This is a genomic window from Pontibacter sp. HSC-36F09, from assembly GCF_024171605.1.
GTDB lineage: Bacteria > Bacteroidota > Bacteroidia > Cytophagales > Hymenobacteraceae > Pontibacter.
The window spans coordinates 384,552-410,507 of sequence record NZ_JALKAA010000001.1 but is presented as its reverse complement, the minus strand read 5'-3'; the positions used below and the strand labels follow the sequence as shown (position 1 = coordinate 410,507).

Genomic DNA, 25,956 nt, shown 5'->3' with positions numbered 1-25,956 from the left:
AGTATGCTAGATATACTCAGCACCTTTTTTTGATTTGGCATCCGACATAAATTCCTTCACTTTCTGCTCTTCGCTCAGGCGGCAGATCATCAGCACATTGTCGTGCTCGGCCACAATATAGCCTTCCAGCCCCTCCACCACCACCAGGCGGTCCTTCGGAGTTTTAATGATGCAGTTTTTGGTATCGTAAAGCAGCACATCGCCGCCTACCACATTGCCGGCTTCGTCTTTCTCATTGATGGTATAGAGCGAGTTCCAGGTACCCAGATCGGACCAACCGATATCGGCCAGCACTACATACACATTGTCCACCTTCTCCATAATACCATAGTCGATGGAAATGTTGCGGCAATGCGAGTAGGCCTTCACAATGAAATTGGATTCTTTGGGCGTGTTCAGGGTGGTGGCGCCCTCTTCAAAAATCTCGCTTATTTCAGGCAGGTACTGTCTGAAGGCCCGCATAATGCTCTGCACATTCCAGATGAAAATACCGGAGTTCCACACAAAGTCGCCGCTGTTGAGGAACATCTGTGCCAACTCCAGGTTCGGCTTTTCGGTGAAGGTCTTCACTTTCTTGATGTTCTGTGAGTCTCCGTCGATGTACTGGATGTACCCGTAGCCGGTATCAGGGCGGCTTGGCGTGATGCCGAGCGTGATGAGCACATCGTCGCTGTCGGCAGCTTCTACTGCTTTTTTGATTACCTGAGTAAAAGCGTCCTGCTTCAGCACCACGTGGTCCGAAGGCGTCACGATCAGGTTGGCGTTCGGGTTGATCTGCGCAATCTTCCAGGAGGCGTAGGCAATGCAGGGAGCGGTATTGCGTCCGATCGGCTCGAGCAGGATCTGGTTGTCGCTCAGTTCAGGTAGCTGCTCCTTTACCAGATTTTCATAGTCGCGGTTGGTGACCACGTATATGTTTTCGGGTGGGCAAATGTCCTTAAACCGGTTCATGGTCATCTGGAGCATGCTTTCGCCTACGCCCAGTACATCATGAAACTGCTTTGGGAAATCGGTACGGCTAAATGGCCAGAAGCGGCTTCCGATGCCGCCTGCCATGATGACCACATAAGTGTTTTCGTTCATGTCTATATGAGTCCTTCTTTCAGCAAGTCGTGGAGGTGTACGAATCCCTCGAACTTACCTGCTTTCGTGACAATGAGTTGTGTGATGTTTTTTTCCTGCATGATAGCAAGGGCTTCTGCGGCATAGGTTTCAGGCTCTATGGAAAGAGGGGAGGCTGTCATGATATCTGATGCGCGTATACCTTCTATCGAATCATATTTGTTGAGCATACGGCGTAAATCGCCATCAGTTATGATTCCCACTAATTCTGCCGTGCCGTCCTTTACAACGGCGGTGGCTCCCAGTCTTTTAGAGGAAATTTCGATAATAATATCCTTCAGCGGGGCGTTCTCTGAAACGTGTGGGGCCATGTTCTGGCGGAAGATGTCGTCCACTTTCAGGTATAGGCGCTTGCCCAGAGAGCCGCCCGGATGCAGCGTGGCAAAGTCGGCGCTGCTGAAACCGCGGGCCTCCAGCAGGCTCACCGCCAGGGCGTCGCCAAGCGCCAGGGCGGCCGTGGTGCTGGTAGTAGGGGCCAGGTTGTGCGGACAGGCTTCGCGCTCTACAGAGGCATTCAGCACGAAGTCTGCGCTCTGAGCCAGGTATGAGTCAGTGCTCGAAACCAGGGCCGCCAGCTGCGCACCTTTGCGTTTGAGTAAAGGAACAAGTACCTTTATCTCAGGCGTGTTGCCGCTCTTGGAGATACAGATCACAAAATCATCGGGCTGGATCATACCAAGGTCGCCGTGAATGGCATCAGCCGCGTGCATAAAAAGCGCCGGCGTGCCCGTCGAGTTGAGGGTGGCGACAATCTTGGTGGCAATGTTGGCGCTCTTGCCTATACCTGTCACCACCACGCGGCCTTTGATGTTCAAAATGGCTTTGACACAATTTTCGAAGCTTTCGTCGATAAAATCTGCCAGTCTGGCGATAGCCTCGGCTTCGTCAGTCAATACTTTTTTTGCCGTAAGGGCTATATTATTAAGAAGATTCAATTTAAATTTGTGTTAGAGGTATCCTACAGGGGATACGTTGCTTTACAGTTAAATTTCTGATTTATTACATGTCTACCAAAACGGAGATCAATCTCAAGAACAAATTAAAGGAAGTTTTTGGGTATAATCAATTTAGGGGGAATCAGGAGTTGATAATAAACAATATTATCAACGGAAAGAACACCTTTGTGATTATGCCGACCGGAGCTGGCAAGTCGTTGTGCTACCAACTGCCTGCCCTCTCGCTGCCGGGAACTGCCATCGTTATTTCGCCGCTTATCGCCCTGATGAAAAATCAGGTGGATCAACTGAACGCTTTCGGGGTGAATGCCCAGTTCTTGAACTCCACACTTTCTAAGTCGGAGATCAACAAAGTGAAGAAGGAAACCCTGGCCGGCGAAGTGAAGCTTCTCTACGTGGCACCGGAATCGCTGACCAAAGAGGAAACGGTTGAGTTTCTGCGTGCGTCCAATATCTCCTTTGTAGCCATCGACGAGGCACACTGCATCTCGGAATGGGGGCATGACTTCCGTCCGGAGTACCGTCGTATCCGTGGCATCATTGACCAGATTGGCAACCTGCCGATCATCGCCCTGACGGCCACAGCCACGCCGAAGGTACAGCTCGACATCCAACGCAACCTGCAGATGGACGAAGCCTCGGTGTTTAAGTCTTCGTTTAACCGTACGAACCTGTACTACGAGGTGCGCCCCAAGCACAACACCAAGAAGCAGGTGATCCAGTACGTGAAGAAGCACAAAGGCAAGAGTGGCGTGATCTATTGCCTGAGCCGCAAAAAAGTTGAAGAGATCGCGGAGCTGCTCCGCGTCAATGATATAAAAGCATTGCCCTACCATGCCGGGCTGGACTCCCACATTCGTATGGCTAACCAGGATGCCTTTCTGAACGAGGACGCCGACGTGATCGTGGCAACCATCGCCTTCGGTATGGGCATCGATAAACCGGACGTACGTTTTGTGATCCACTACGACACGCCAAAATCCATTGAGGGCTACTACCAGGAAACCGGTCGTGCCGGCCGCGATGGCCTGGAAGGTAACTGCATCATGTTCTACAGCTACGACGACATTATCAAGCTGGAGAAGTTCAACAAAGACAAGCCGGTAACAGAGCGCGACAACTCCAAACTGCTGCTGCAGGAGATGGCCGCTTACGCCGATTCGGCCGTGTGCCGCCGCAAGCAGCTGCTGCACTACTTCGGGGAGGCTTACGAGAAAGATTGCGGCTTCTGCGACAACTGTCTGCATCCGAAAGAGCGTTTCGAGGCGCAGAACGAAGCATTGCTGGCCCTTAAAACCATTCAGCAGACAGGAGAGCGCTTCAGCATTGAGCATAACACAGCGGTGCTGACAGGCCTGCGCAACCAGCACGTTACAAGCTACGAGCACGATCAACTGGAAGTGTTTGGCGCCGGCAAAGCGTACGATGCGCAGTTCTGGAGTTCGGTGCTGCGCCAGGTGTTGCTGTCGGAGTATCTGGAGAAGGACATTGAGCAGTTTGGCATCGTGAAGCTGACTCAAAAAGGGCTCGACTTTATTGCCAACCCGCACCCGATCCAGCTGACCAAAGACCACGATTTTGAGCAGGAGGTAAAAGAGGACGAGGAGAAGGAGGAAACGCAGGCCGCCGCCGGCCACGACGAAGTACTTTTTGATTTGCTCAAAAACCTGCGCAAGAAACTGGCGAAGGAGAAGAATCTGCCGCCTTACGTGCTTTTTCAGGACCCTTCCCTGAAGGAGATGGCCACCGTATACCCAACTACCCGCGACGAGCTGGCCTATATAGCCGGTGTAGGTATGGGCAAGGTGCAGAAGTTCGGTAAGCCCTTCCTGGACCTGATCAGCAAGTACGTAGAGGAGAATGACATCGTAACGGCCGCTGATGTGGTGGTGAAGACCACTGTCAACAAGTCGAAGATCAAGATCTACATTATTCAGCAGATCGATAAGAAGGTAGACCTGGAGGAGATTGCCTCTTCCAAAGACCTGACCATGCAGGAGCTGATCGAGGAGATTGAGCACATTTGCTACTCAGGCACCAAACTGAACCTGAACTACTACATCGACAACATTCTGGATGATGAGCGCCAGGATGAGATATACGACTACTTCATGAGTGCCAACACCGACAACATAGCGGTGGCGCTCAAGGAGCTTGGCACGGATGACTACAGCGAAGAGGATGTGCGCCTGATGCGGATCAAGTTCCTGTCGGAGTATGCGAATTAAATTGTTGATGGCCGGGTGCTGATCGTTTGATCAGAAACAATGGCAAGAATAAGTACAGGAGACCGTTGTATTGGAGCAGCGGTCTCTTTTTGCTTAAAAGCTATACCTGGCCAAAAAAGTAAAAACCATGATTTGTGCTTTACTGCGCCTTATAAATTTATAACTTCGTGCCAACGCTTTTGGAACGCTGAGAGCACCGAATAACAACGAGCAATTAGACTATGAACGTACTGATAATAGGTTCCGGAGCAAGAGAACATGCGCTTGCCTGGAAACTGAGCCAGAGCCCATACGCCCAGCAGATATTTGTCGCACCCGGAAACGCAGGCACAGACGAGTTTCATACAAGCTGCGCCATCGACATTCACAACTTCGATGAGGTTGCCAAGTTTGTCACAGATTTCAACATCATGATGGTCGTGGTGGGTCCTGAAAACACGCTGGTAGAAGGTATACACGATTACTTCCAGGAGAAGGATTTTCTGCGCGATGTGCTGGTGGTAGGCCCTAAAAAACTGGGTGCGATGCTGGAAGGCAGCAAGGACTTCTGCAAGGCCTTTCTGCAGAAGTACAACATCCCGACGGCACGTTACGAAACATTCACTGAAGCCAACTACCGCGAAGCCGTGGAGTACCTGCGCTCGCACAGTTACCCTGTGGTGCTCAAAGCCGACGGCCTGGCTGCCGGCAAAGGTGTGATCATTGCACAGACCTTTGAGGAAGCCGTTGACAGCCTGGAGGCCATGCTGCGCAATAACAAGTTTGGCAAAGCCGGCAGCAAGGTCGTGATTGAGGAGTACCTGCAAGGTATAGAAGTGTCGGTGTTTATTTTGACGGACGGCAAAGAGTATGTACTGCTGCCAGAGGCAAAAGACTACAAGCGCATCGGCGAAGGCGATGCGGGTCTGAACACAGGAGGTATGGGCGCTGTTTCGCCTGTTCCGTTTGCCGACGACGCCTTTATGCAGAAGGTACGCGAGCGAGTAATCGAGCCGACCATCCATGGCATGCAGGCCGATAACCTGGACTATACCGGCTTCCTGTTCATTGGCCTGATGAACGTGAACGGCGACCCTTACGTGATCGAGTTCAACGTGCGTTTGGGCGACCCGGAAACAGAGGCCATTCTGCCGCGCATTAAGTCAGACTTGTTCGAGCTTTTCCTGGCCCTGCACGACCACAAACTCGGCGAGTTCAAACTGGAGATAGACCCACGTACGGCGGCCACGGTTTTCCTGGTGTCCGGTGGTTATCCGGAAGGCTTTGACAAAGGCAAGGATATCTCAGGCCTGGGGCAGGTGAACCCTGATACCTTGGTGTTCCATGCCGGCACAAAACGTGTAAATGATAAGATTGTGAACAACGGTGGCCGTGTGATTGCGGTAACCGGGTTGGGCGATACCATGGAAGAGGCGCTGGCAAAAGCCAACCAGGCAGCCGAAGCAATTACCTGGACCGACCGTTACTATCGTCGTGACATAGGCTTTGACTTACAGAAACAGCCAATACGCTAGGGCTATACCTGTATAAAAACAAAGGCCGGTGTTTTGCGAAACACCGGCCTTTTTGTTGGGATAAATTCGAAGCTTAGCAGTAAGCTTCAAAAGCGCCTTGCAGGTTATCTACAATGCGGTTAAGCTCGTTGCCCTCGATGTGGTAACGCTCGATCATGTGCACCAACTCACCATCTTTGAACAGGGCAATAGAAGGAGACGATGGCGGGTAAGGCAGCATGTACTCACGCGCCTTGGCCACAGCATCCTGCTCCATACCTGCAAACACGGTAATCATTTTAGAAGGGCGCTTCTCAGAAGCGGCAACAGCCATCTTAAGAGCAGGACGCGCCTTAGAAGCGGCGCAGCCGCAAACGGAGTTTACCGCTACCAGCACTGTACCTTCTTTAGAAGAAAGTGCCTGCTCTACTTCTTCTGCGGTCATCAGTTGTTCGAAGCCTGCAGAGGTGAGGTCTTCGCGGATCGGGGCGACCATATATTCAGGATACATTCCCATGATTATCAGCTTTTTAATTGAAAGATAATTGACTCCGCAAAATTAATCATAATTCTGCAGAAAGGCTACATATCAGGAGTATAACACGGGATAGGGAACTTAAAATATATCTTTTTGTATAGTTTTGAGAATATGCATTTTAGCTAAACACAAGGTATAGAATAAGGGTATATACGCTTATTCCGTTATGCTGTGTTCACGGCCTGATTCAGGGTACACGGCAATCGGGGAATTTACGCGATCCTTGGCTTAAGACCTGACTATGCAACCTCACTCTTACCCACATCCTTCCGGCATGAAAAGGCTCCACCAGGCAGCCTACTTTTATATGCCCGCTAATGAGGAGCGGCCCTCTGAGCTTATCCAGATTCTGAATTGCGACCGCAACTACATCCATGTGCCCATGCGGGAAGAGGACATCACGCTGGACGCCTTTTTCGTGCGCAACATGACGGAGGCGGAGGTCCAGAACTTTAGCGGCCATCAGACCTGGCAGATATTCGTGCACTGGGACGAACTTCATGAGGACCACGTGCGCTACAAGGTGAGTGGGAAAGTGCTAAGAGAACTGGAGCAGTTTAAACAGAGGTTCCCATTATCTGAAAGCGTAGCGGCCTAGCACTAATAATTGCAAAACTTAGAACAGGTATAGGAGATTCTTCTAACAATCAAGGTATAACATAAAATAAAAGGCCTCTCAAGGATAATTGAGAGGCCTTTTATTATTACATCGCGGTATAGCCACCATCCACAGCATAAACTGCACCCGTTACAAAAGAGGCATCATCAGAAGCCAACCAAAGGTTAGCCTGGGCTACTTCTTCGGCCTTTGCAAAGCGTCCAAGCATACTTAACTGTTTAGCGTATTCCTCCGCATTCAATCCAAACTGTTCCAGCGCGCCTCTCAGCATTGGGGTATCAATTGCTCCCGGCGCTACAGAATTAACCCGTATGCCGTGCGGAGAATAATCCATTGCTACGCTCTTCGTCAGTCCAATAACAGCATGTTTGGCCGCAATGTAGGCTGGTGTTCCCGGCTGTGGACGAATACCACTTACAGAGGAAGTACAAATGATAGAACCGCCATTTCCCTGAGCCATCATCTGTTGCACTTCATATTTGAGACACAGCGCAACACCTTTTAAATCGATTGACATTAACCGGTCCCAATACGCTTCATCGAAGTCGGCAATCGGTTTGTCATCCGGAGTGATCGCTGCGTTGTTGAGGGCAATATCGAGTCTTCCATAAGTCTCCACTGTGAATTGCACCATCTTCTGAACATCTTCTGATTTTGAGACATCCGTTTTCACAAAGGCGCATTCGCCACCGGCAGCCTTTATCTTATTGGTCTGCTCCTGGCCTTTTTCTTCATTGAAATCGGCGATCACCACTTTGGCTCCCTCTTTTGCAAAGAGCTCGGCTGTTACTGCGCCCATGCCTTGCGCTCCTCCGGTAATGATGGCGACTTTATTCTCCAGCTTTCTCATAGTATAGATTTTAATCGGTTATGCTTATATAAGTTGCTTATCAGTGATTGTTATACCTGTAGTAGAACTAAGATTCCCTCCCTGCCTAAGCGAGCTTTTACATTTATCCCCTTGGTCTGCGGGTAATCTTTAGGGCACTAACTTGTTATACATAACACAATGAATACTTGGCTATGTCCTGTATGTAAATCAAACGAGGAAACAGTTTTGGAGTTGTTTAAGTGTTTTTCTAAGGCTTGTCCTGGAAATGGTGATCAAATCTATGCGGTAGTTAGAGCGGCTCACATCCGTGGCATGGCAGTAGGCCGCCATTCTTCGCTAGAAACATAAATTCCCTTAAATCAGTGGTATAAGCTAAGCCACCAGAAAGCAGCAAATCCATGCCTTAACCTGCGCAGGGATGCTGCTTTTCTATTTGATTGAAACTTAACCCGGGAGGAGAGTTGCTCACAAAGCAGTGCGCCTTCAACCTGCCCGAAACGTGACGGGACAGAAAGAATCCTGCTTCCTATACCTTGAAAAACCCTTTCTGCACATTTCTGAGCATGGTTTTTCAATCGCTGCCAAATTATTAAGTGTTATATTAAAACATTCCTATAAACAAATGCGTTTATTTGTCCATCCTTACATCATTCACGCATAAAAACTTAAAAACAGTCTGCTTATGAAAACACCTCTACTCACCATCTTCCTTTCCTTAGTGCTACTCCTGAATGGGATGGCCCAAAACGCACCCAAGCGGGAGTTCCGGGGCGCCTGGATCGCCACCTATGCCAGTATAGACTGGCCTAACCGGAACCAGACGCCAGCCCAGCAGCGGACAGCTCTCATATCGATCCTGGACCACCACAAGGCCACCGGCATCAACGCCATATTCCTGCAGGTGCGCAGCCAGTGCGATGCGCTATACCCTAGCCCAATTGAACCCTGGTCTGCTGACCTGACCGGGCTGCAGGGTAGAGCGCCCAGCACGCCCTGGGACCCGATGGCTTTCGCGATCGAAGAGTGCCGCAAGCGGGGCATGGAGTTCCACGCCTGGATCAACCCTTACCGGGCCATTGCCAACTATAACAACATCGGCACCTTCGACCCGAACCATGTGGCCCGACGCAAGCCGGAGTGGTTGCTGGCAGCGGGCAACCAGCGCATTCTCAACCCAGCCCTGCCAGAGGTGCGCGACTATGTAACTTCTGTTATTGAGGATATCGTAACGCGCTACGATGTGGACGGTATTCACTTCGACGACTACTTTTACCCGAACGCAACTTTCAACGACGACGCCAACTACCTGGCTGACCCGAGAGGCTTCACAGACCGCGGCGACTGGAGAAGGGATAACGTGAATATTCTTGTAAAACAGGTGAGCGAGAACATCAAGGCGGCAAAACCCTGGGTGAAGTTTGGCATTTCTCCATCGGGCATCTACCGTAACAGCACCAACCCGGCCATCGGCTCCAATACCACTGGCCTGCAGCACTACGTGACACTTTATGCCGATTCCCGCAAATGGCTGCAGGAAGGCTGGATCGATTACCTGGCCCCGCAGGTATACTGGTACATCGGCCAGCCGGGTGCCGACTACGGCAGGCTCATCCCCTGGTGGAATAATAATGCCTACGGCCGCCACATCTACATCGGGATGGCAGGCTATAAGGTGAATGATCCGGCACAGAATGTACAATGGGCCAACCCGTCGCAGATACCGAACCAGGTGCGTATGAACCGCGATGCTGCCCACCCCAACATTTATGGGCAGGCGATCTACAATACCAGCAGCCTGCGCAGCACCACCAGACTGGGCTTCCGCGACTCGCTGCGCTACGACTTTTACAGCAAGCCTGCCCTGATGCCCAACATGCCTTGGCGAGACAACGCAGCACCAGCAACTCCGAACGATCTCATCGCACAGCGCCACGGCAATGACTCCGTGGTCATCACCTGGAATAAGCCTGCGGATAATGGCAATGAATTTGACAAGGTGAGGCAGTTTGCCGTATACCGCTCCCTCAGCCCGATGATGGATCCGGAGAACACCGACAACCTGCTGGCTATTACCAACACAGCCACCGGCAGGTATACCGACAAGGCCCTGCCTTCTGACGCACCTTACTATTACTTTGTGACGGCGCTGGACCGCTTCCACAACGAGAGTGCGCCTTCTAACGTGAGCGACTACCTGGCACCGATCATTGCCGGTGTGAGCAACCAGGAGATTGCGCTGGATGCCGCCAACTGCTCCGCTACGCTGCCTGACTACACCAGCATGCTAACAATAAGTGACGACGTGTCCTTCCCGGACCAGATTACGCTGACACAGTCACCGGCTGCCGGGACTGTCATCAGCGGTGCCGGAACCATGCAGATCACCTTCATGGCGACTGATGCCTCGGGCAAGTCCAGCTCCGACAGCTTCACCCTCACCAAGAAAGACGTTACGGCACCGGTTATCCTGGTTCAGAACATCACACGCACACTCAGCAACGGCATCGTCAACATCACTGCAGCTGACCTTGACCTGGGTACCTGGGATAACTGTGGTCTGGATGTGAATTCACTTCAAGTTTCGCAGAGCAGCTTTGATTGCAGCCACATCGGCGAAAACACGGTGACCCTGACTGCCCGTGACCTGAGCGGCAACGAGGCTTCGGCCACAGCCGTGGTAACGATCAACGGTGTGGTACCACAAGCGGCCATCAGCCTCAGCAGAACGGATAATACCTATACTGGTCTGCCTGACAACACCATCGCTCTGGGCTACGGCGCCCAGACGCTGACACTCACAGCAAGCGACGCCACGTCAGCCGATGCCACCACCCGCTATACCTGGACGCCGGCAACCGGCCTGAGCAGCACAACAGGCGCTGTAGCTGAGTTCTCTCCGCAGGCAGCAGGTACCTATACCTTCACCGTGGAAGCGACCAATGCGTATGGCTGTACCTCTACTGCCACCGTTACCGTGGAGGTGATTGATGTGCGCTGCGGCGAGAACAATGACAAGGTACTGGTATACCACAAGACAGGCAGTAACGCTAACCCGGGCAACGGCATCTGTATAGCGTCCGAAGCAGTGGCAGCGCACTTGAGCAAGGGTAGCGCACTGGGCGGCTCTGTTCCGGCTGCAGTGGCCGGCAAAGGCCTTGCTCCTGTCCTGAATGCTTATCCGAACCCATTCACCAGCGAGACGACAGTTCGGTTTACCCTGGGTCAGGCAGAAGAGAAAGCAGTGCTGGAGGTATATGACCTGAACGGCAATAGGATAGCACGTCTGTTTGAGGGCAGTGCAGCAGCCGAAAGAACCTATACCTTCACGCTCAACGGCAGTACCCTGCGAAACAACGTGTACATCGTGCGCCTAGTAACATCCGGTGAGGTGCAAACCTTCCGCCTGATGAAGAACAGGTAAGCTTACACTGATTTTATTTATGGAAAAGCACCTGCCGGGGAACTGGCAGGTGCTTTTTTTGTAAGGTATAGCACGGTTTTCGGTTTGGAGCGGACCTTCCCTGGCAGAGACACTTAATTGAGCTCTGCGCGCAGCTTCAAGATCAGCTGTTGATTCATTTCAGGTACCAGCAAAGCATGACAGAACGGGCTTAAGCCAGGCAGCCAATAAAAAAGCAGAGAAGGTATAGCTACACCAGAAGGTTTGTGAAATGCCGTATTAATACGTACTGCTTGAGGCAAAACTGTATTTATGCGCTTAAACCCTGTAATTAACCCGTTAAGGTCTTTTCTCTTTAAAATCTCTGCCCTAATACACGTATAAGGCTAAGGTGCCTGCTCCAGAGAAGGTTAGAAACCGGGAGGCACTGGAGCGGAATACCCCTTTAATGGTCTGAATACAAGGCAGCCTGAAGCAGTATATCCGTATACAGCATGAGCAGCTGTATTTTTGTAGCCTACCCGAACGCATTTATTTACATCCGCATATAGCATACCCATGGAAGAGCATAACCCTGTTAAAGTTATCATAACAGAAGATCACATCATCTTACGGCAGGGCCTGAAAGCACTGCTGAGCGAGGACAGTGGAATAGAGGTGGTAGGAGAGGCCAGCAACGGAGTGCAGTTACTTGAATTACTTGCAGAAGTGCCTGCCGATGTGGTGCTGATGGATATTAATATGCCCCAGATGGATGGTTTTGAGGCCACTGAGCGTGTTGTGACAGCGTACCCTGAAACAAAGGTTGTAGCGCTTTCTATGCTCAACAGTATACCTTATGTGCAGAAGATGATGAATTACGGTGCCTCAGGTTACATCTTAAAAACCACCGGAAAGGATGAACTGCGCTCTGCCATCAAGCTGGTAGCGAGCGGCACAAATTACATTTGTAGCGAACTCTCTATCAAAATGCTTTCTAACGCTATGTCGCCGGTGGCTGCCAGTAACGAAAAAGTGGAAAAGATCGGGCTGTCGAAGCGGGAAGTGGAGGTATTGACCTTGATTGCAGAAGGACTTACAAATGCAGAAATTGCCGATAAGCTTTTCACCAGCAAGCGAACCATCGAAACGCATCGCCAGAACATACTGGAGAAAACAGGAGCCCGGAATACTGCTAACCTGATCAAGTACGCCATCGGCCACAAGATCATTGATGTGGATGTTTCGGAATAACCCTTCGAGGCCTTTTACTTCCCTTCCGTATTCCCCGTTTTGTGCGCCATGCGCTCGAGCGTTGCATGTGCATTCAGCAAACTCATCAGCATCCTGTAATCATAAGATTTGTAGGTAATCCCATCAATATCGGAGAAGAAGATCTGCAGTGTGTAAAGCAATTCAGGTGTGAGTTCCACCTCCTTTGCCTCAGCTGCATCAACAGGCTGTGGTTGTACAAGTAAGCCGGCAGGGATGACCTTCACGTGAAAGGTTTCGACACTTCCTGCGGCCTGCTTATCCTCATATTCCTGAAGTAATGCATGCACCCTCTCAATCATACCTCTACCTTTATTAAACGGATTTGCTTACAGCTATTTCCTGCAAACGAGTCTTAAAGGTAGGTCTTGTGATAAGTAACTACACCAGTATTAATACTTAAGAAAGGTGTTATAAGTGCTCATATTTTAGTCTATTTTGCTATAAATCAGAACTTTGAGTAAAGAGGTTCTGGAATTTAGGGAGCCGTTTCAAAAAAAAGCTGAAGGCAAACCTGAGTCGGTATACCTTCAGCCTTTGGAAACACACCCGTAGCAGATCAGCTTGTTTTGTTATTGTGGCACTGGGTAAATGTAACCTCGATCAAACAGCCCTTGCCGGCTGTAGTAGCTATTTCAAATTCCCCATCCAGTAACTTTATCCTGTTTTTAATACTTTTCAGGCCAACTCCTTCCTTATTCTGCAATTGGTTCTGGTCTATACCTTTGCCGTTGTCGCGGACACTCAGATATACTTTTTTATCGGCTATAGTTAGTGCCACGTCCGCTTTGGTGGCCCCCGAGTGTTTGATCACATTATTCAACAGTTCCTGTATAATTCTGTACACCGATAGGGATGTGGCGTAGTCCAGGCCATTGACAGGCAATACAAGGTTTGACGTAATCCGCAGTTTAGGGCTCTGATACCGGTTTATAATCTCTTCAACGGCTGTTTTAAGTCCAAATTCTCTCAGAATGGCAGGCGTAAGTTCAAAAGAAATATTACGAGTGATCTGTATACCTTCCGTCAGAAACTGCTCAACGTCCTCTTTCGATGATCTTTGCTGCGCAGTGGTTGCCGACAGGTTGTCCAGCTTGAGTTTTGCTGCGTAAAGTATCTGCCCGAGGCCGTTATGCAACGCTTCCGAAATACGGCTGCGCTCTTCTTCCTGTGTCTGCAGCATCGTATTGATGGTTTCGCGTTGCTGCGACAGCTTCAGTCTTATAGTAGCTTCTTCGGCATCTTTCTGGTCCTGTATGTCGGTGGCAGTTCCGATCCAGAGCGTAATTTCGCCCTTTTCATTTTTAACAGGCACATCTTTGATCAGGTGCCACCGGTAGGTGTTATCCGCCTTGCGGAGAATCCGGGCCTGCGCACTGTGCACTTCTCCTGTTTTCAGGCAACGTTCGTAATCCGGGATGATAATTTTCAGATCGTCCGGGTGAAAGGCTTTCTGCCACTTCCAGCCTTCCGACTCTTCTTTTGTAAGGCCCGTATACTCGTACCAGAAGTTGTTGAAGGAGCTGTTTTCCCCATTGGGTTTATTGGTCCAGGTAATGTGCGGCACGGCTTCCAGCAGGGTTTTAAACCGGTCGGCATTTTGACTTAGCTCTTCCTGCTGCTTCAGCACGGCTTGCTCGTTCAGTTTCCGTTCTGTTATGTCCTGCAGGGTTAGCACCAGGCCGTCGTCAAACTTAACCGCCACCACATGCAGCCATACCTCTTTGTGGTTTATTTCCTGCATCAGTTCTGTGTCAAGCGACTCGCCGGTTTCCACCACCTGCACCATCTTCTCAAACACACCCTGCTCCATTAATTTAGGATAGGCATTCCAGAGGGTTCTGTCTATCAGTTTGCTCTGTGGCTTGTCGAACAGGGCCTGTGCCTTCTGGTTAACGGTGCTGATGCTGAAATCTGTGATGATGTGGGCAGCAGACCTGACCGATTTTAGGGCAAGTATAGCGTTTGGGGAGCTATGAAGTATACCTGCGTGCAGCAGGTGCATGGTCTTCAGCTCGTTGATCTGGATAAAGATGATAATGGCACCATCAATTTTCCTGTCCTGCGTTATGTAAGGCAGTAAGCGCATCTGGTGCCACACGCCATTCTTGTCCTGCAGCTCTTTCTCGATGACCTGGTTATTTTCAATAACATGCTTTATATCTTCTGTAAGCTTGTCATAGCGCAGGTTGTTGGAAATATGGTCTATGGAGCGGCCAATATCGCTTTCAATCAGGTTTATGAGACGCGTGGCCGATGGCGTATACTTACGGATGATCAATTTGCGGTCCACGAAGATCTGCCCGATGTCGGTGCTCCGGAAGTAGTTGTTCAGATCGTCGTCGAGCTCAATGAGCGTTTTGATCTTGTACTGGTGCTCGGCATTGATGGTATGCAGCTCCTCGTTCAGCGACTGCAGCTCCTCGTTGGTGCTTTGCAGCTCCTCGTTTGATGACAGCAGCTCTTCGTTGGTGCTCTGCAGTTCTTCGTTGGCGGTTTCAAGTTCCTCTACTACCGCCTGCAGGTCGTCTTTGGTATACTGTAGTTCCTGTTCCAGCTCATCAACCCGGTTCTTGTACTGGCTTTCGCTTGCTCCCAATATCTGGTCCGGTTTGAGCGGAATACGCGGCTGCTCCTCGGAGAACAGTATAAGAATGTAGGACTGGAGCTGCTTTTTATCTGCCGGATATGGTTGCACAATCACATCGATATGGCGTATATGATCGCCTTCATTGACCTGTACATTGTGAGCAACTACTTTGTGCTTATCCGAAGTTGCTTTGCGCAGCATGGCACCCAGGCTTACGGCCAGGTCCTGTGGTACGAGCTTCAGCAGGTTAAATGTAAAGCTTTGCTCGGGCAGGTCGAGGAACTTCTTGAATTTACCGGCCGCATGCAGCACATCATAGTTCTCATCCACATACACGGCAGCGTACCCATACTCTTCCAGCACGGTTTCGCTCAGCAGTTCGTTAAAGCTGTGCTGCAATACCTGTTTTGCCGTCAGGTCGCGGGATAAGGATGGGAGCGTGCTAATGATGGGGCGCTTACTCAGGTTTCCTGAAAACGACTCTGTTATCCCCAGCGGGCGGGCGGGCTCCGCATTCCGGAAGATCTTCCACTTCTTGTTCACCTCCTCAAAGCTTCTCAAATCTCCTATACTCTCGCTGGACCCCAGGAACAGGTAGCCCTGGATAACGAGTGAATAGTGAAATTTGTCGATCACTTTTTTCTGCAGCATCGGGTTCAGGTATATGAGCATGTTGCGGCAGCTCACCAGGTCTATCCTGCTGAAAGGAGGGTCGTTGGTGACGTTGTGGGGGGAGAAGATGACCATGCGGCGCACGCGCTGTGCTATCCTGTAGCGGCCTTCCTCTTTTACAAAGTAATCGTGCAGCCTGTCTTCTGACACTTCAGATAAGCTACTCTGTACATACAACCCTTTGCTCGCAAAATCGAGCGCTTCACGGTCAATGTCTGAAGCGAATATTTTAACTTCGAGCTCTTTCTTTACTTTGTCGAGGTGTTCCCGCACCAGTATGGCAATAGAATAGGCTTCTTCGCCGGTTGAGCAGCCGGCTACCCAGATCCGGAGTTGGTCGTTGGCTTTTTTATTGTTTACAATGTCCGGAATAACATTGCTGGCCAGTATCTTATAGGCCTCCTCGTCGCGGAAGAATTTGGTGACCCCGATCAGGAACTCCTTGCCCAGCATCTCCACTTCGTCGGCGTTCATGTTCAGGTAATCGAGGTAATCCGTGAAGTTATTAAAGCCTCTGATGTTCATGCGCCTGCTGATGCGGCGGATTATAGTAGGCTGTTTATAATTGCTGAAATCAATGCCTGTCTGCCGGTTTATCATGTCCAGTATCTGGAAGAAAGTGGCTTCCATCTCACTGTCAGCAAGCTCCATCAGGTTAGGATTTACGGGCCCTAGTTTGATGTAATCCAGTATCTCGGCAGACATCAGTTCAGGAGGGAGGATAAAGTCTGCATACCCAGAGTTGATGGCGCTGCGCGGCATGCCATCGAACCGGGCAGTGGTGGGGTCCTGCACCAGCACCAACCCGCCTTCTTTTTTAATGGCCTCTATACCTCGGGTGCCATCGGTGCCGGTACCGGATAACACAACCCCGATTGCGTGCTGCTTTTTATCCTGCGCCAGAGAAATAAAGAACGTGTCAATGGTTTGGGAGCGGTTTAAGTTCGTCTTGTTGCTGAGCTTAAACCGGTTGTTTTGGATGACAAGCTCTTTGGAACTGGGAATTACGTATACCCTGTTGGCCTGAATCGGCGCACCGTCCTCTGCTTCCTGTACTTTAAGGGCTGAGTACTGATCCAGAATCTCCGTGAGCAGGCTGCGATACTCCGATGAGATATGCTGCACAATAACGTAGGCCACATGATCCTGTGGTATGGTGCTGAACATGGCCTCCAGGGCCTGCAAGCCGCCGGCAGAGGCTCCGATCCCGATCACATACACATCCTGTTCCCTGTTTCTTGCCACTTTGGTCTCCGGACTACTGCTTTTGCCGTCTTTAGCTGCTTTTGCCATACCTGTTTCTTTAGCCTCTGTATTGCGCCGATTTTTTTCCACGCCAATTTACCTAATATTACTATAACATAACGATTGTAAAGTAGGTGCTCCTGGTAAGAAAATACCAAGCCGCCGCAGCAAATGTGCTTTACAATTTGCACCTGTCCTTTAACACTTCATTTTGATGCCCGTACAAACATTTACTGTGTGCCTGAGCTTTAGTTAATTGCTCCGGATGAAATACAGCGCCACATTATGACTGAGAACATACCTAGAATAATCGTCATCGGGACGTCGGCAGGGGGGATGCAGGCACTAACTATGCTGCTGTCGCGGTTGCCGGAAGATCTTCCTGCTTCTATTCTGATAGTGCAGCACCTAAGCCCCGATTCGTCTGCCACTTTTCTGGTAGACCGCCTGAACAGGTATACCGAACTGGTTTGCAAAGTAGCGGAGCATGAGCTCGAGTTTGAGCCCGGTACCGTCTATTTTTCCCCTCCGGATAAGCACCTGCTGGTAAAGGGCAACAAAATGCTGGTGGTTAAAGGTCCACGCGAAAACCAGTTCAGACCGGCCATAGACCCTTTGTTCAGGTCGGCGGCGGCACATCATGGCGGCAATGCTGTAGGCATCATTTTAACCGGTTTTATGAGTGATGGCGTGATCGGGATGGAATGTATAAAAAGAAGTGGCGGCACCACGATAGTACAGCACCCGAACGATGCGGAGTTTCCTGCCCTGCCCGAAAATGTACTTAAGAAGGTAGACTTGGATTATGTCGTGCCCCTAAGCGAGATGAGTGAAATACTGGAAGAGCTGACGCGACAACCTGCTCAGCAATCATTAACAATTCCGGCTGACATACGGCAGGAAGCCTTAATTGCAGAACGTATCATGACCAATACAACACACACGAGCATCGAGGAATTGGAAAAAGCAGGCGCCCGCTCAGCCTATAGTTGCCCGGATTGCGGCGGCGGCTTGTGGGAAATGAGCCAGGAGGGAACTATGAAGCGATACAGATGCCACTCCGGCCACGCCTATTCGCAGGACTCGCTGTTGCTGGGCATGTCCAACTCGCTGGAGGAAACACTTTGGGTGGCATTGCGAACTCTGGAGGAACGGCGTAATATTTTACTGAATATGTCGCAGGGCGAGACTGTTAAGGGAAACCACAGGTGGGCCACTATGCAGGAAAAGCGCGTGGAAGAAATGAAAGTGCATATCGAGCGGCTAAAGGAGCTCCTGTCCAAATCATCTGCAGCGGATAGCGAGCACATGGGAGAACTGGGGTAATAAGGGAAGGACTGTATAAAAACAGAACTGGCAAGCCTGGTTATACCTAAAATGCTATACCTGTTTGCGAGACCGAAATAATGCGTAGAAGGGTTGTGTAAAACCCTTATTCTGCCGTTTAAAGTCGGTATTTATAGTCAATTCTATATTCGTGGAGTACAGCGGGGCGTATACCTGAAAACAGTGTGTTTCTTCAGGGAGGGATGCTTATGCGCTTCAATGCTGGTTGAAAATACCCGGTCCCACAATTGGTTCATAGGTGTGTTTCCTGAAGAAGCTTTAGACCGACTTCCAACACCACGACACCCAGGAAAAAAACTTATAATGAACACTTCCCGAACCCTTCTAGTAGAGGAATTAGAAAAGCTCTCTCTTGGCTTACTTAACAGCAACACCCTTTTACTCAAACAGATAAACGGTTCTTTATTATGTCAGTTTCTGTCGCAAGGTCTTGTAAACTACACCGTTACGGTTACAAGCCAACTGCTAGCCACAACACTCTGGCAAGTAAGCAGTTTGGGAATTATAAATGGCTCCGACTTTGTGGTCTTCAAAAACGTCTTCAGCAAATTCTCATTACACGTAAAAACCAGGCAACTGTACGCCGAACTCGGAGTGCAGCAGCCTGATTTGGATCTGGAGCTGCAAAACCTCTTGGCAGCCTAGCTTCTCATCTGCGCGCAAAATTTATATAAATGAAAAAAGCCACTTAGCAGTTTTACCTGTAAGTGGCTTTTTAAATAATGTAGCAGCTTACCCGGTTGGTAACTTTAACAGAACTTCAAGTTGTTTCATAGTTTATAACATCAGGTTAAGAATTGACTGCGTTAACTACGTGACCAAATCTTGTAATGGATTTAACTATGTGGAGTTAGTTGTATAAGGCACTTTGTTTTAAGCTGATACAAAGGTGAGGCAAGCTAAATGATCATACTGCTCTTTCGCTTAGAGTGAAACGGCAAGAGGGCTTATACGATTCATTTTCCAAACATGTGTTTGAGCTTATCAACCCATTTGGGTTCCTCCACTTCATTTTCCAGAAGAAACGCAAATGGGTTTAGTCTCGGCGCATGCTGACATACAATCCGTACTACAGCGAACATGGGCTCAAAAAGGATCATGCCGGGTATACATGGCGTTTTCTCCTTTAGCTGTACTCTCCACTTAAACTTTAGTTCAGGGAATCTGAGAGAGTGATTTTGGGAGGCAAGTCTACCATTTGAAGGCAAGGCCTCACTGGATCCTGATGAATAGGGTAACAGCTACACAAGAGGTGGCGAATCCCAGCGCTATAACGATTGGGATCAGGTAGAGATGCTACGGGAGTCGGCCGCCAGAGTGATAGACGAAATCAAACCCAGGCTGGCAGCACGCACAACTTTAGCTGAAAGCAATGAGCAGATTACGGCCCTTGCAAAAGAGAATCAGGAGTTACGCAGTAAGATGTCATAAACATCAATTCAATCCTATGTTTGCTGAGATTAAAACCTATATTTGTTATGATTAAAGTACGATTTACTTCCATCCATGAGGCAGGAACTTAGAAATGTGTTTGGGAAAGTGTTCCTCACAATAACCCCGGACACAGAAAACAGGTGGGTGCATACAGACTGGGTCGGCTATCTGACGCAGGACAACATCAAGTCTGGTGCCTTGGCATATGCCACTACTGTCAGGGAGGCCGGGTTCAACTGTGTCCTGAACGACACAAGACAGGTAGTTGGGAGCTGGGATCATTCCCTTGACTGGGTATTGCATGAGTGGGCGCCTCAGGCAGCCGCAGCGGGCATCAGGTTCTTCGCCCTCATCGCCACGCCCGAGTCCTTTGCGGAGACAACTGCTTCTAACTTCTACTCTAAGATCAGCGCGTTCGAGGTAAAAATGTTTGACAACGAAAACGACGCTAGAAATTGGCTGCTCCGCCATTCCCTGGGGAAATAGGTTGAACAGTGAGGCGAATATACCGGGTAATCATAGAGAATGGAACAGGAAATTAAGCTAAGGAAAGTATTTGGGGACGTATTCTTCACGGCCACAAGGTTGTACGGAGGCTCCATCCTGCAAGCGCAGTGGTATGGGGTACAGTCGGTGGAGACTGTGAAAGAGGGCGGCTACAAGCTACTGGACATGATAAGGGAAACGCCCTGCTCCAAGCTGCTCAACAGCAACAAGGAAGTTGTCGGATCGTGGGACATGGCGCTTGAGTGGGCGGAGAACATGTGGACTCCCCTCATGCGGGATGCCGGCTTGCGTTATCTGGCGCAGGTAGTGCCAACCAGTATTTACGCCACCCTAACCATTGAAAGCCTGATACAGCGGATTGACAAAAATTTTGAAATAAGAACCTTCGAAAATGATGAGGAGGCTGAAGCATGGCTGCGCTCGATTGAGGATTAAACAATCTGGCTTCACATAACAGGTCTACGAACGATTCCCGACACCGAATAGCACAAAGGTGGCAGGGCCGGCGGCCTAGGCAGAAGTGCGAAGGCGGAGGGAACTGGGGAGTGATTAATCCGAAAAGCTTTCAGAGACTGAGGTATAACCTGCTCTGACGAGACAGTTTAAATTTGTTTGTTGCTGTAAAGTTATATTTTCCGGAAGTGGATCTTTCTTTCATCTTCCCAGACACACAGCGTTTTATTATCGGGCATTTCAGCGGTTTCAATGTAGCTGCCTTTCCCCACCACAGTTTCCGTATCTGCATTCAGGAATTTTAGCTTCAGGTCTGTACCATTCTTCCAGGCAATTACCGGATTTGTTTTCCCGCTGATACGGCAGTTCCGGCCCTTGCCAATTTGCACCTCCTGCTGGCCTGGCTGTACATAGAAGATGCTTCCTTCCCGTTGCCAGGCGGTGTGCATTACATTTTTACTGTCCAGCAGTATACCTCCGCCATCCATGGGACAGCCTTTCAGTTTCCAGGTGCCGGTTCCAAGCTTCTGTGGCTGGGAAAACTGCTGTCCGTTGTCTGTAGACTTGGTCAGGTAGAAATCCCGGGAGCCATCTATCCAGTTTCTGAACATCAGGTATACCTGCCTGCCTTCTACGGCTATACTTGGCTTACAGCACTCGCACACGGTACTGTCAGGTGATTCGTACACCACCTTGTTTCCTGACCATTTCTCAGCGCCACCAGTTGTGGAGGCAAACACGATCTTGTTTTGCTTGTTGTTTCTAACGTCCAGCCACACCGCATAAAAGGTGTCCTGTTCATCGGAGGCGATACTCATCAGGCCTTCAGGTGCAACACCGGGTACGTCATTTACTGCAGCAGCTTTCACCCACTTATCCGTAGTGTGGTTGAGGCTGTACGTATGAATATCGCCCTGCTTATCTATTGCGGTCACCACCGAGTAATTCTTTGAACTGGCGATCTGAGGTCCCATGGACATGCCCAGGTACAAGCCCTTTAGTTGTCCTACTAAAACGGGTTCAGAGAAGGTTTCCCCGTTATCTTTCGAGGTGACGCAGTATATCTTATCCTGCAGACCATATACTACCCGGGCAATACCTTTCGTGTCTACTGCGATTTGTGGCTGCCGGCCTGCGCCCAGTAGCGTAGCTGTAGTATCAGTATCAGTATCTGTTGCCCTTTCTTTAACAGTACTGTTACAGGAAACGCTCAGGGACAAAAGCAGAACAAACGACAGGAGTTGTAATGGTATCCTCATGTTTCTAAAAGTGTCAATTCAAAGTCTATTGTAAGATAGGAAATTTCTGGAAAACCTGATCGCGGGTTGTTAAGGGGTAACCTGCCGGCTAATTATGTGCAGGCCGGAAACTGTAGCCTATTGCCGGAAGTAAGGTCTGCAGCAGCGGAAATAACAGATAGATGTGTGCAAATTGTATGCACATAAAAAAAGCCACTTAACAGTTATACCTGTAAGTGGCTTTTTTTATGTGGTCGCGAAGGGAGTCGAACCCCTAACCTTCTGATTCGTAGTCAGATGCTCTATCCAGTTGAGCTACGTGACCATTTTCCGTTATGGTGTTGCAAAGTAAAGGCCTTTTTTCTTGCGATGCAAGCCCTAAAGCGAATTTTTCTCAATTTTTTGCTGTCGCTTTTCGAAGTGCCCGCTTCAGGGCGTGGTCAAAAATAAAGTATAATCCGCCTATTGATATGATTACCAGTGCGATCATTAGCAGTTGACTTCCTTTGTTGCTGCCGGGGTCCTGCAGTAATTTTATGACGTCGCTGGCCTGCGTACCTACCCAGAAGAAGAAAAGCGTGCGCGGTAGCATCCCCACAATGCTTGCCAAGAAGAAACGGGTCTTGTCAACCTGGAGCAGCGAGAGCACGAAGTTCATCAGCGCGAAGGGCAGTACGGGCGATATACGCGTCAAAAAGATCAGGCTCCAGCTTTGGTCACGCAGTTCCTGCATGAGGTACATCGTCTTCTCGAAGCGATTCAGGAAGGACATCATTTTGCCATGGTCGATAAGCCGCGCTAAGGTATAGCCGATGAGCGAAGCGATGCCATAAGACACTACCACACCCGCAAAACCAGGCCAACCCAGGTAAAAACCACTCACCAGCGCCACAAAGGTAGTCGGGGTGAGGGCCAGTGACATGGTAATGGAGATCACGACGAAGTATAGGAGCATCTGTGGCCAGCTCAAGTCCTGTAGCAGGGTTTCGTTCTGGTAGAGGTATACAGCAGCCGAGGAGCTTACTACCAGCGGCACGATGACCAACAGCAGCATAGAAACAAACGAAGGCGCGTTTTCCCGTATAAAAGTCCGCAGCATGGACAGTTTAGGCATAGTAGGTGTTTTAGTCAAAGATAGAGACTTGCAGGCAAGAATTTCTGAACGTATACGTAGATTACGGTACAGCTAATAAAATTTTCACGTTAGGTGCTGTGAAGCACTAAGCTCCCTGATTCATTCAACTCCTGAAAGGTAAATTTATTAACTTGTGTCAAACCATTTATCCATAAAATAGATAATATGAAATTCGGAACAAAAGCTATACATGCCGGCGTGGAGCCGGACCCAACTACAGGCGCTATCATGACGCCCATCTACCAGACCTCCACTTATGTACAGCGTTCGCCGGGCGATCACAAGGGTTACGAGTATTCGCGCACGCATAACCCAACGCGCACGGCCCTGCAAAATGCGCTGGCGGAGTTGGAGAACGGGAAGCATGGCCTTTGTTTCGCTTCAGGTATGGCGGCCATCGATGCCATCATCAAAATGCTGAAGCCAGGCGACGAAGTGATCTCAACTAATGACCTGTATGGCGGAAGCTATCGCATCTTCACCAAAATATTCCAGAACTACGGCCTCAAGTTTCACTTCACTGACATGAGTGATCTGAGCAAGGTCGAGGCACTGGTGAACGAAAACACCCGCATGATCTGGGTGGAGACGCCCACCAACCCGCTGCTCAACATCATCGACATCAAAGGTTGCGCCGCCATCGCCAAAAGGCACAACCTGCTGCTCGTGGCCGACAACACCTTCGCCACCCCGTTCCTGCAAACGCCCCTCGACCTGGGCGCCGACATAGTGATGCACTCGCTTACCAAGTACATGGCCGGACATTCGGATGTGGTAATGGGTGCCGTGATTGTGAAGGATGACGCGTTGCATGAGAAACTGGCCTTTATTCAGAACGCCTGCGGTGGCACCCCAGGTCCGCAGGACTGCTTCCTGGTGTTGCGTGGCATCAAAACGCTGCACATCCGCATGGAGCGCCACTGCGAAAACGGCCGTGCCGTAGCCCAGTATCTCAAGAACCACGACAAGGTAGAGAAGGTATACTGGCCGGGTCTAGAAGATCATCCGGGCCACAGAGTAGCTAAGGAACAGATGCGATCATACGGTGGCATGGTGTCGTTCGTGCTGAAAGGCGACCGGATGGAAGACGCCATCGCTGCGTTGGAACGCTTCAAGTACTTTTCTTTGGCCGAGTCGCTGGGTGGTGTGGAATCGCTTTGCGGACATCCGGCCTCCATGACGCACGCCAGTATACCTAGCGCCGAACGCCTGAAGGCTGGCCTGAGCGACTCGCTGATCCGCCTGAGTGTAGGTATAGAAGACATCGAAGACCTGCTGGCCGACCTGGAGCAGGCGATTGGCTAATCATAAAAATGACTGAAAGGTATAGCCGTTCCGCTCACAAACGGGGCGGCTATTTCTGTAAGGTATAGGTATAGATGGAAGAACAACGCATCTTGTTCCGGGAAAAGCAACGGTTCACGCAGTTCTGGCTATGGGCGCTGCTGCTGGGTCTGGCGACCATTATGCTGGCAGGTTTTGTGTACCAGGTGCTGCTGGGCGGCACCTTCGGCAACCGACCTGTGTCGGATGTGCCGCTGAGTATTATGACGGCCCTGATCGGCTTCGGTTTGCCTTTCTTTTTCTATTGGATGACCTTGATCACAGAGGTAAGGCCAGGTATGCTGCAGGTGCGTTTCCGGCCTTTCCATCTGAAACCGGTGCGTATACCCTTGCATACTGTGCGCGATTTTGAGAAGATAACGTATGACCCGATCCGTGAGTACGGCGGCTGGGGAATACGATGGGGAGCAAAGGGCAAGGCGTACAGCACGTCGGGCAGGGAAGGCGTACTGCTGCGCTTTTACAACCAACAGCCGCTCCTGATCGGCTCACAACATGCCAAAGAACTATTTCTGGCAATAGAGCAGGGCAAAGGTATAGCAGACTAAACTTGCAGGTATAGCACTCAATTAGCAGGTATAGAAAAGGCCGCTGATCGATAGGAGCAGCGGCCTTTTCTAATGTATGAGGTATAGGGATTATTTCATTGACTGGATGCCCAGGATCTTGTAGATCTCCGTGAAGTCAGGTGTCAGGATGATTTCTGTACGGCGATTCTTGGCTTTGGCGGCAGGCGTACGGCCTGTGTCAATCGGCTGGAAGAAGGCGCGTCCGGCCGGCGTGATGCGGTCAGGTGACAGCCCACGCTTGGCCATCAGGCGGGTAATTTCGGTTGCACGCAGCACGCTCAGGTCCCAGTTGTCAGCGATGTCCTTCGTGCCTGGTCGGACCTCCACGTCATCGGTGTGGCCTTCTACCATCACGCCCACGCTCTGATTTTTCTTCAGCACATCCACCAATTGGTCAAGGGCTTCCTTACCCGTGTTGTTCACTTTCGTGCTGCCAGTGGCAAACAAAAGCTTGTCGGACATGGACACGTATACCTTGCCGTCCTTGATATTCACGCTCAGGTCGCCTTGGTTAAAGCCGGCCAGCGCAGTATTTACTTCGTTGCGCAGATCGTCCAGTATTTTTTTCTGGTCGTTCATAGCACGCTCCAATTCAGTCAGTTTCTGCTCACGCGCGCGCAGTGTATTACTTAATTCCTTTTCTTTTTCGCGGCTGGCGGCCTGTTCGCGTTCCAGGGCCTCTTTGCTGGCTTTCAGCTCGTCGTACTTTTTAGAGGAAACGCATGATGACATGAGGGCGCCACATAGAAGAAATGACAGGGATACTTTTGTGAAATTAGATTTCATATGTGTTAGGGTGTTTATTGATCAGGTTGTTTGTAATTGATTTTTACCGGCAACTATGGTACAAAACGAGAAATGAGGTACGTAAGTATAATCCGGATCAATTCCGTTCCTCAGAGGCCTCAATTTTAGAGCGAATATTATACTTAAGCTATATAAGACGCAACCGGACTGATAAATGTTTTGTTTTTGTGACAGGT

Annotated in this window: 20 protein-coding genes and 1 tRNA gene; 11 read left to right on the top strand and 10 right to left on the bottom strand. The window is 50.0% G+C overall.

All coding sequences use genetic code 11. The features are described 5' to 3' along the window. Positions 1–6 precede the first annotated feature (6 nt). Both L1278_RS01765 and L1278_RS01760 read right to left on the bottom strand, forming a co-directional pair. The gene (locus tag L1278_RS01765) at positions 7–1,083 is read right to left on the bottom strand and encodes a mannose-1-phosphate guanylyltransferase (RefSeq protein ID WP_253400784.1); all 1,077 of its coding nucleotides are present in this window, start codon (positions 1,081–1,083) and stop codon (positions 7–9) included. A gap of 2 nt (positions 1,084–1,085) precedes the next feature. Further along, on the bottom strand, positions 1,086–2,057 hold the full coding sequence (locus L1278_RS01760; protein ID WP_253400783.1) for an SIS domain-containing protein: 972 nt from the start codon (positions 2,055–2,057) through the stop codon (positions 1,086–1,088). A 68-nt stretch (positions 2,058–2,125) separates the two neighbouring features. Here L1278_RS01760 and recQ point away from each other — a divergent pair, with 68 nt between their 5' ends. After that, on the top strand, positions 2,126–4,306 hold the full coding sequence (gene recQ / locus L1278_RS01755) for a DNA helicase RecQ (protein WP_253400782.1): 2,181 nt from the start codon (positions 2,126–2,128) through the stop codon (positions 4,304–4,306). Between the two features lie 221 nt (positions 4,307–4,527). Further along, entirely contained in the window at positions 4,528–5,820 is a 1,293-nt protein-coding gene (gene purD / locus L1278_RS01750) for a phosphoribosylamine--glycine ligase (protein WP_253400781.1), read from the top strand. A 73-nt stretch (positions 5,821–5,893) separates the two neighbouring features. Here the strand turns inward: purD and L1278_RS01745 are convergent, their stop codons facing one another. Continuing rightward, a complete protein-coding gene (locus L1278_RS01745) occupies positions 5,894–6,310 on the bottom strand; it encodes a BrxA/BrxB family bacilliredoxin (RefSeq protein WP_305884434.1) in 417 nt (138 codons plus the stop codon). Positions 6,311–6,611: 301 nt separating this feature from the next. Here L1278_RS01745 and L1278_RS01740 point away from each other — a divergent pair, with 301 nt between their 5' ends. Beyond that, the gene (locus L1278_RS01740; RefSeq protein ID WP_253400780.1) at positions 6,612–6,935 is read left to right on the top strand and encodes a hypothetical protein; all 324 of its coding nucleotides are present in this window, start codon (positions 6,612–6,614) and stop codon (positions 6,933–6,935) included. A 106-nt stretch (positions 6,936–7,041) separates the two neighbouring features. On the opposite strand, the gene L1278_RS01735 is transcribed toward L1278_RS01740, so the two are convergent. Beyond that, positions 7,042–7,806 carry an SDR family NAD(P)-dependent oxidoreductase gene (locus L1278_RS01735; protein ID WP_253400779.1) on the bottom strand — a complete coding sequence of 255 codons (765 nt, stop codon included), beginning with the start codon at positions 7,804–7,806 and terminating at the stop codon, positions 7,042–7,044. 664 nt (positions 7,807–8,470) lie between these two features. Here L1278_RS01735 and L1278_RS01730 point away from each other — a divergent pair. Together L1278_RS01730 and L1278_RS01725 are read left to right on the top strand one after the other, a co-directional pair. Beyond that, complete coding sequence (locus L1278_RS01730; RefSeq protein WP_253400778.1) at positions 8,471–11,209, top strand: family 10 glycosylhydrolase; 2,739 nt, start codon at positions 8,471–8,473, stop codon at positions 11,207–11,209. 537 nt (positions 11,210–11,746) lie between these two features. Then, complete coding sequence (locus tag L1278_RS01725; RefSeq protein WP_253400777.1) at positions 11,747–12,421, top strand: response regulator transcription factor; 675 nt, start codon at positions 11,747–11,749, stop codon at positions 12,419–12,421. A gap of 14 nt (positions 12,422–12,435) precedes the next feature. Here the strand turns inward: L1278_RS01725 and L1278_RS01720 are convergent, their stop codons facing one another. Both L1278_RS01720 and L1278_RS01715 read right to left on the bottom strand, forming a co-directional pair. Continuing rightward, positions 12,436–12,741 carry a hypothetical protein gene (locus L1278_RS01720; RefSeq protein ID WP_253400776.1) on the bottom strand — a complete coding sequence of 102 codons (306 nt, stop codon included), beginning with the start codon at positions 12,739–12,741 and terminating at the stop codon, positions 12,436–12,438. A 257-nt stretch (positions 12,742–12,998) separates the two neighbouring features. Further along, entirely contained in the window at positions 12,999–16,994 is a 3,996-nt protein-coding gene (locus L1278_RS01715) for a chemotaxis protein CheB (protein ID WP_253400775.1), read from the bottom strand. A gap of 237 nt (positions 16,995–17,231) precedes the next feature. Between L1278_RS01715 and L1278_RS01710 the strand changes: the two genes are divergently transcribed. The 4 genes from L1278_RS01710 to L1278_RS01695 all read left to right on the top strand — a co-directional run bounded on the left by L1278_RS01710 (position 17,232) and on the right by L1278_RS01695 (position 20,669). Then, positions 17,232–18,272, top strand: coding sequence for a chemotaxis protein CheB (locus L1278_RS01710; RefSeq protein WP_253400774.1), 1,041 nt, complete (start codon positions 17,232–17,234; stop codon positions 18,270–18,272). A 261-nt stretch (positions 18,273–18,533) separates the two neighbouring features. Further along, positions 18,534–18,938: a hypothetical protein gene (locus tag L1278_RS01705; protein WP_253400773.1), complete on the top strand. Its 405-nt coding sequence runs from the start codon at positions 18,534–18,536 to the stop codon at positions 18,936–18,938. 933 nt (positions 18,939–19,871) lie between these two features. Then, positions 19,872–20,213: an STAS/SEC14 domain-containing protein gene (locus L1278_RS01700; protein WP_253400772.1), complete on the top strand. Its 342-nt coding sequence runs from the start codon at positions 19,872–19,874 to the stop codon at positions 20,211–20,213. A gap of 39 nt (positions 20,214–20,252) precedes the next feature. Then, positions 20,253–20,669, top strand: coding sequence for a hypothetical protein (locus L1278_RS01695; protein WP_253400771.1), 417 nt, complete (start codon positions 20,253–20,255; stop codon positions 20,667–20,669). A gap of 191 nt (positions 20,670–20,860) precedes the next feature. On the opposite strand, the gene L1278_RS01690 is transcribed toward L1278_RS01695, so the two are convergent. The 3 genes from L1278_RS01690 to L1278_RS01680 all read right to left on the bottom strand — a co-directional run bounded on the left by L1278_RS01690 (position 20,861) and on the right by L1278_RS01680 (position 23,039). Next, on the bottom strand, positions 20,861–21,946 hold the full coding sequence (locus tag L1278_RS01690) for a hypothetical protein (RefSeq protein WP_253400770.1): 1,086 nt from the start codon (positions 21,944–21,946) through the stop codon (positions 20,861–20,863). 230 nt (positions 21,947–22,176) lie between these two features. Next, positions 22,177–22,250 (bottom strand) — tRNA-Arg (locus L1278_RS01685). A 69-nt stretch (positions 22,251–22,319) separates the two neighbouring features. Next, complete coding sequence (locus tag L1278_RS01680) at positions 22,320–23,039, bottom strand: TVP38/TMEM64 family protein (RefSeq protein ID WP_253400769.1); 720 nt, start codon at positions 23,037–23,039, stop codon at positions 22,320–22,322. Between the two features lie 186 nt (positions 23,040–23,225). Here L1278_RS01680 and L1278_RS01675 point away from each other — a divergent pair, with 186 nt between their 5' ends. Both L1278_RS01675 and L1278_RS01670 read left to right on the top strand, forming a co-directional pair. Continuing rightward, on the top strand, positions 23,226–24,365 hold the full coding sequence (locus L1278_RS01675) for a cystathionine gamma-synthase (RefSeq protein ID WP_253400768.1): 1,140 nt from the start codon (positions 23,226–23,228) through the stop codon (positions 24,363–24,365). A gap of 74 nt (positions 24,366–24,439) precedes the next feature. Beyond that, a complete protein-coding gene (locus tag L1278_RS01670; protein WP_253400767.1) occupies positions 24,440–24,952 on the top strand; it encodes a DUF6141 family protein in 513 nt (170 codons plus the stop codon). 90 nt (positions 24,953–25,042) lie between these two features. Here the strand turns inward: L1278_RS01670 and L1278_RS01665 are convergent, their stop codons facing one another. Continuing rightward, positions 25,043–25,759, bottom strand: coding sequence for an OmpA family protein (locus L1278_RS01665; protein WP_253400766.1), 717 nt, complete (start codon positions 25,757–25,759; stop codon positions 25,043–25,045). Positions 25,760–25,956: the final 197 nt, after the last annotated feature.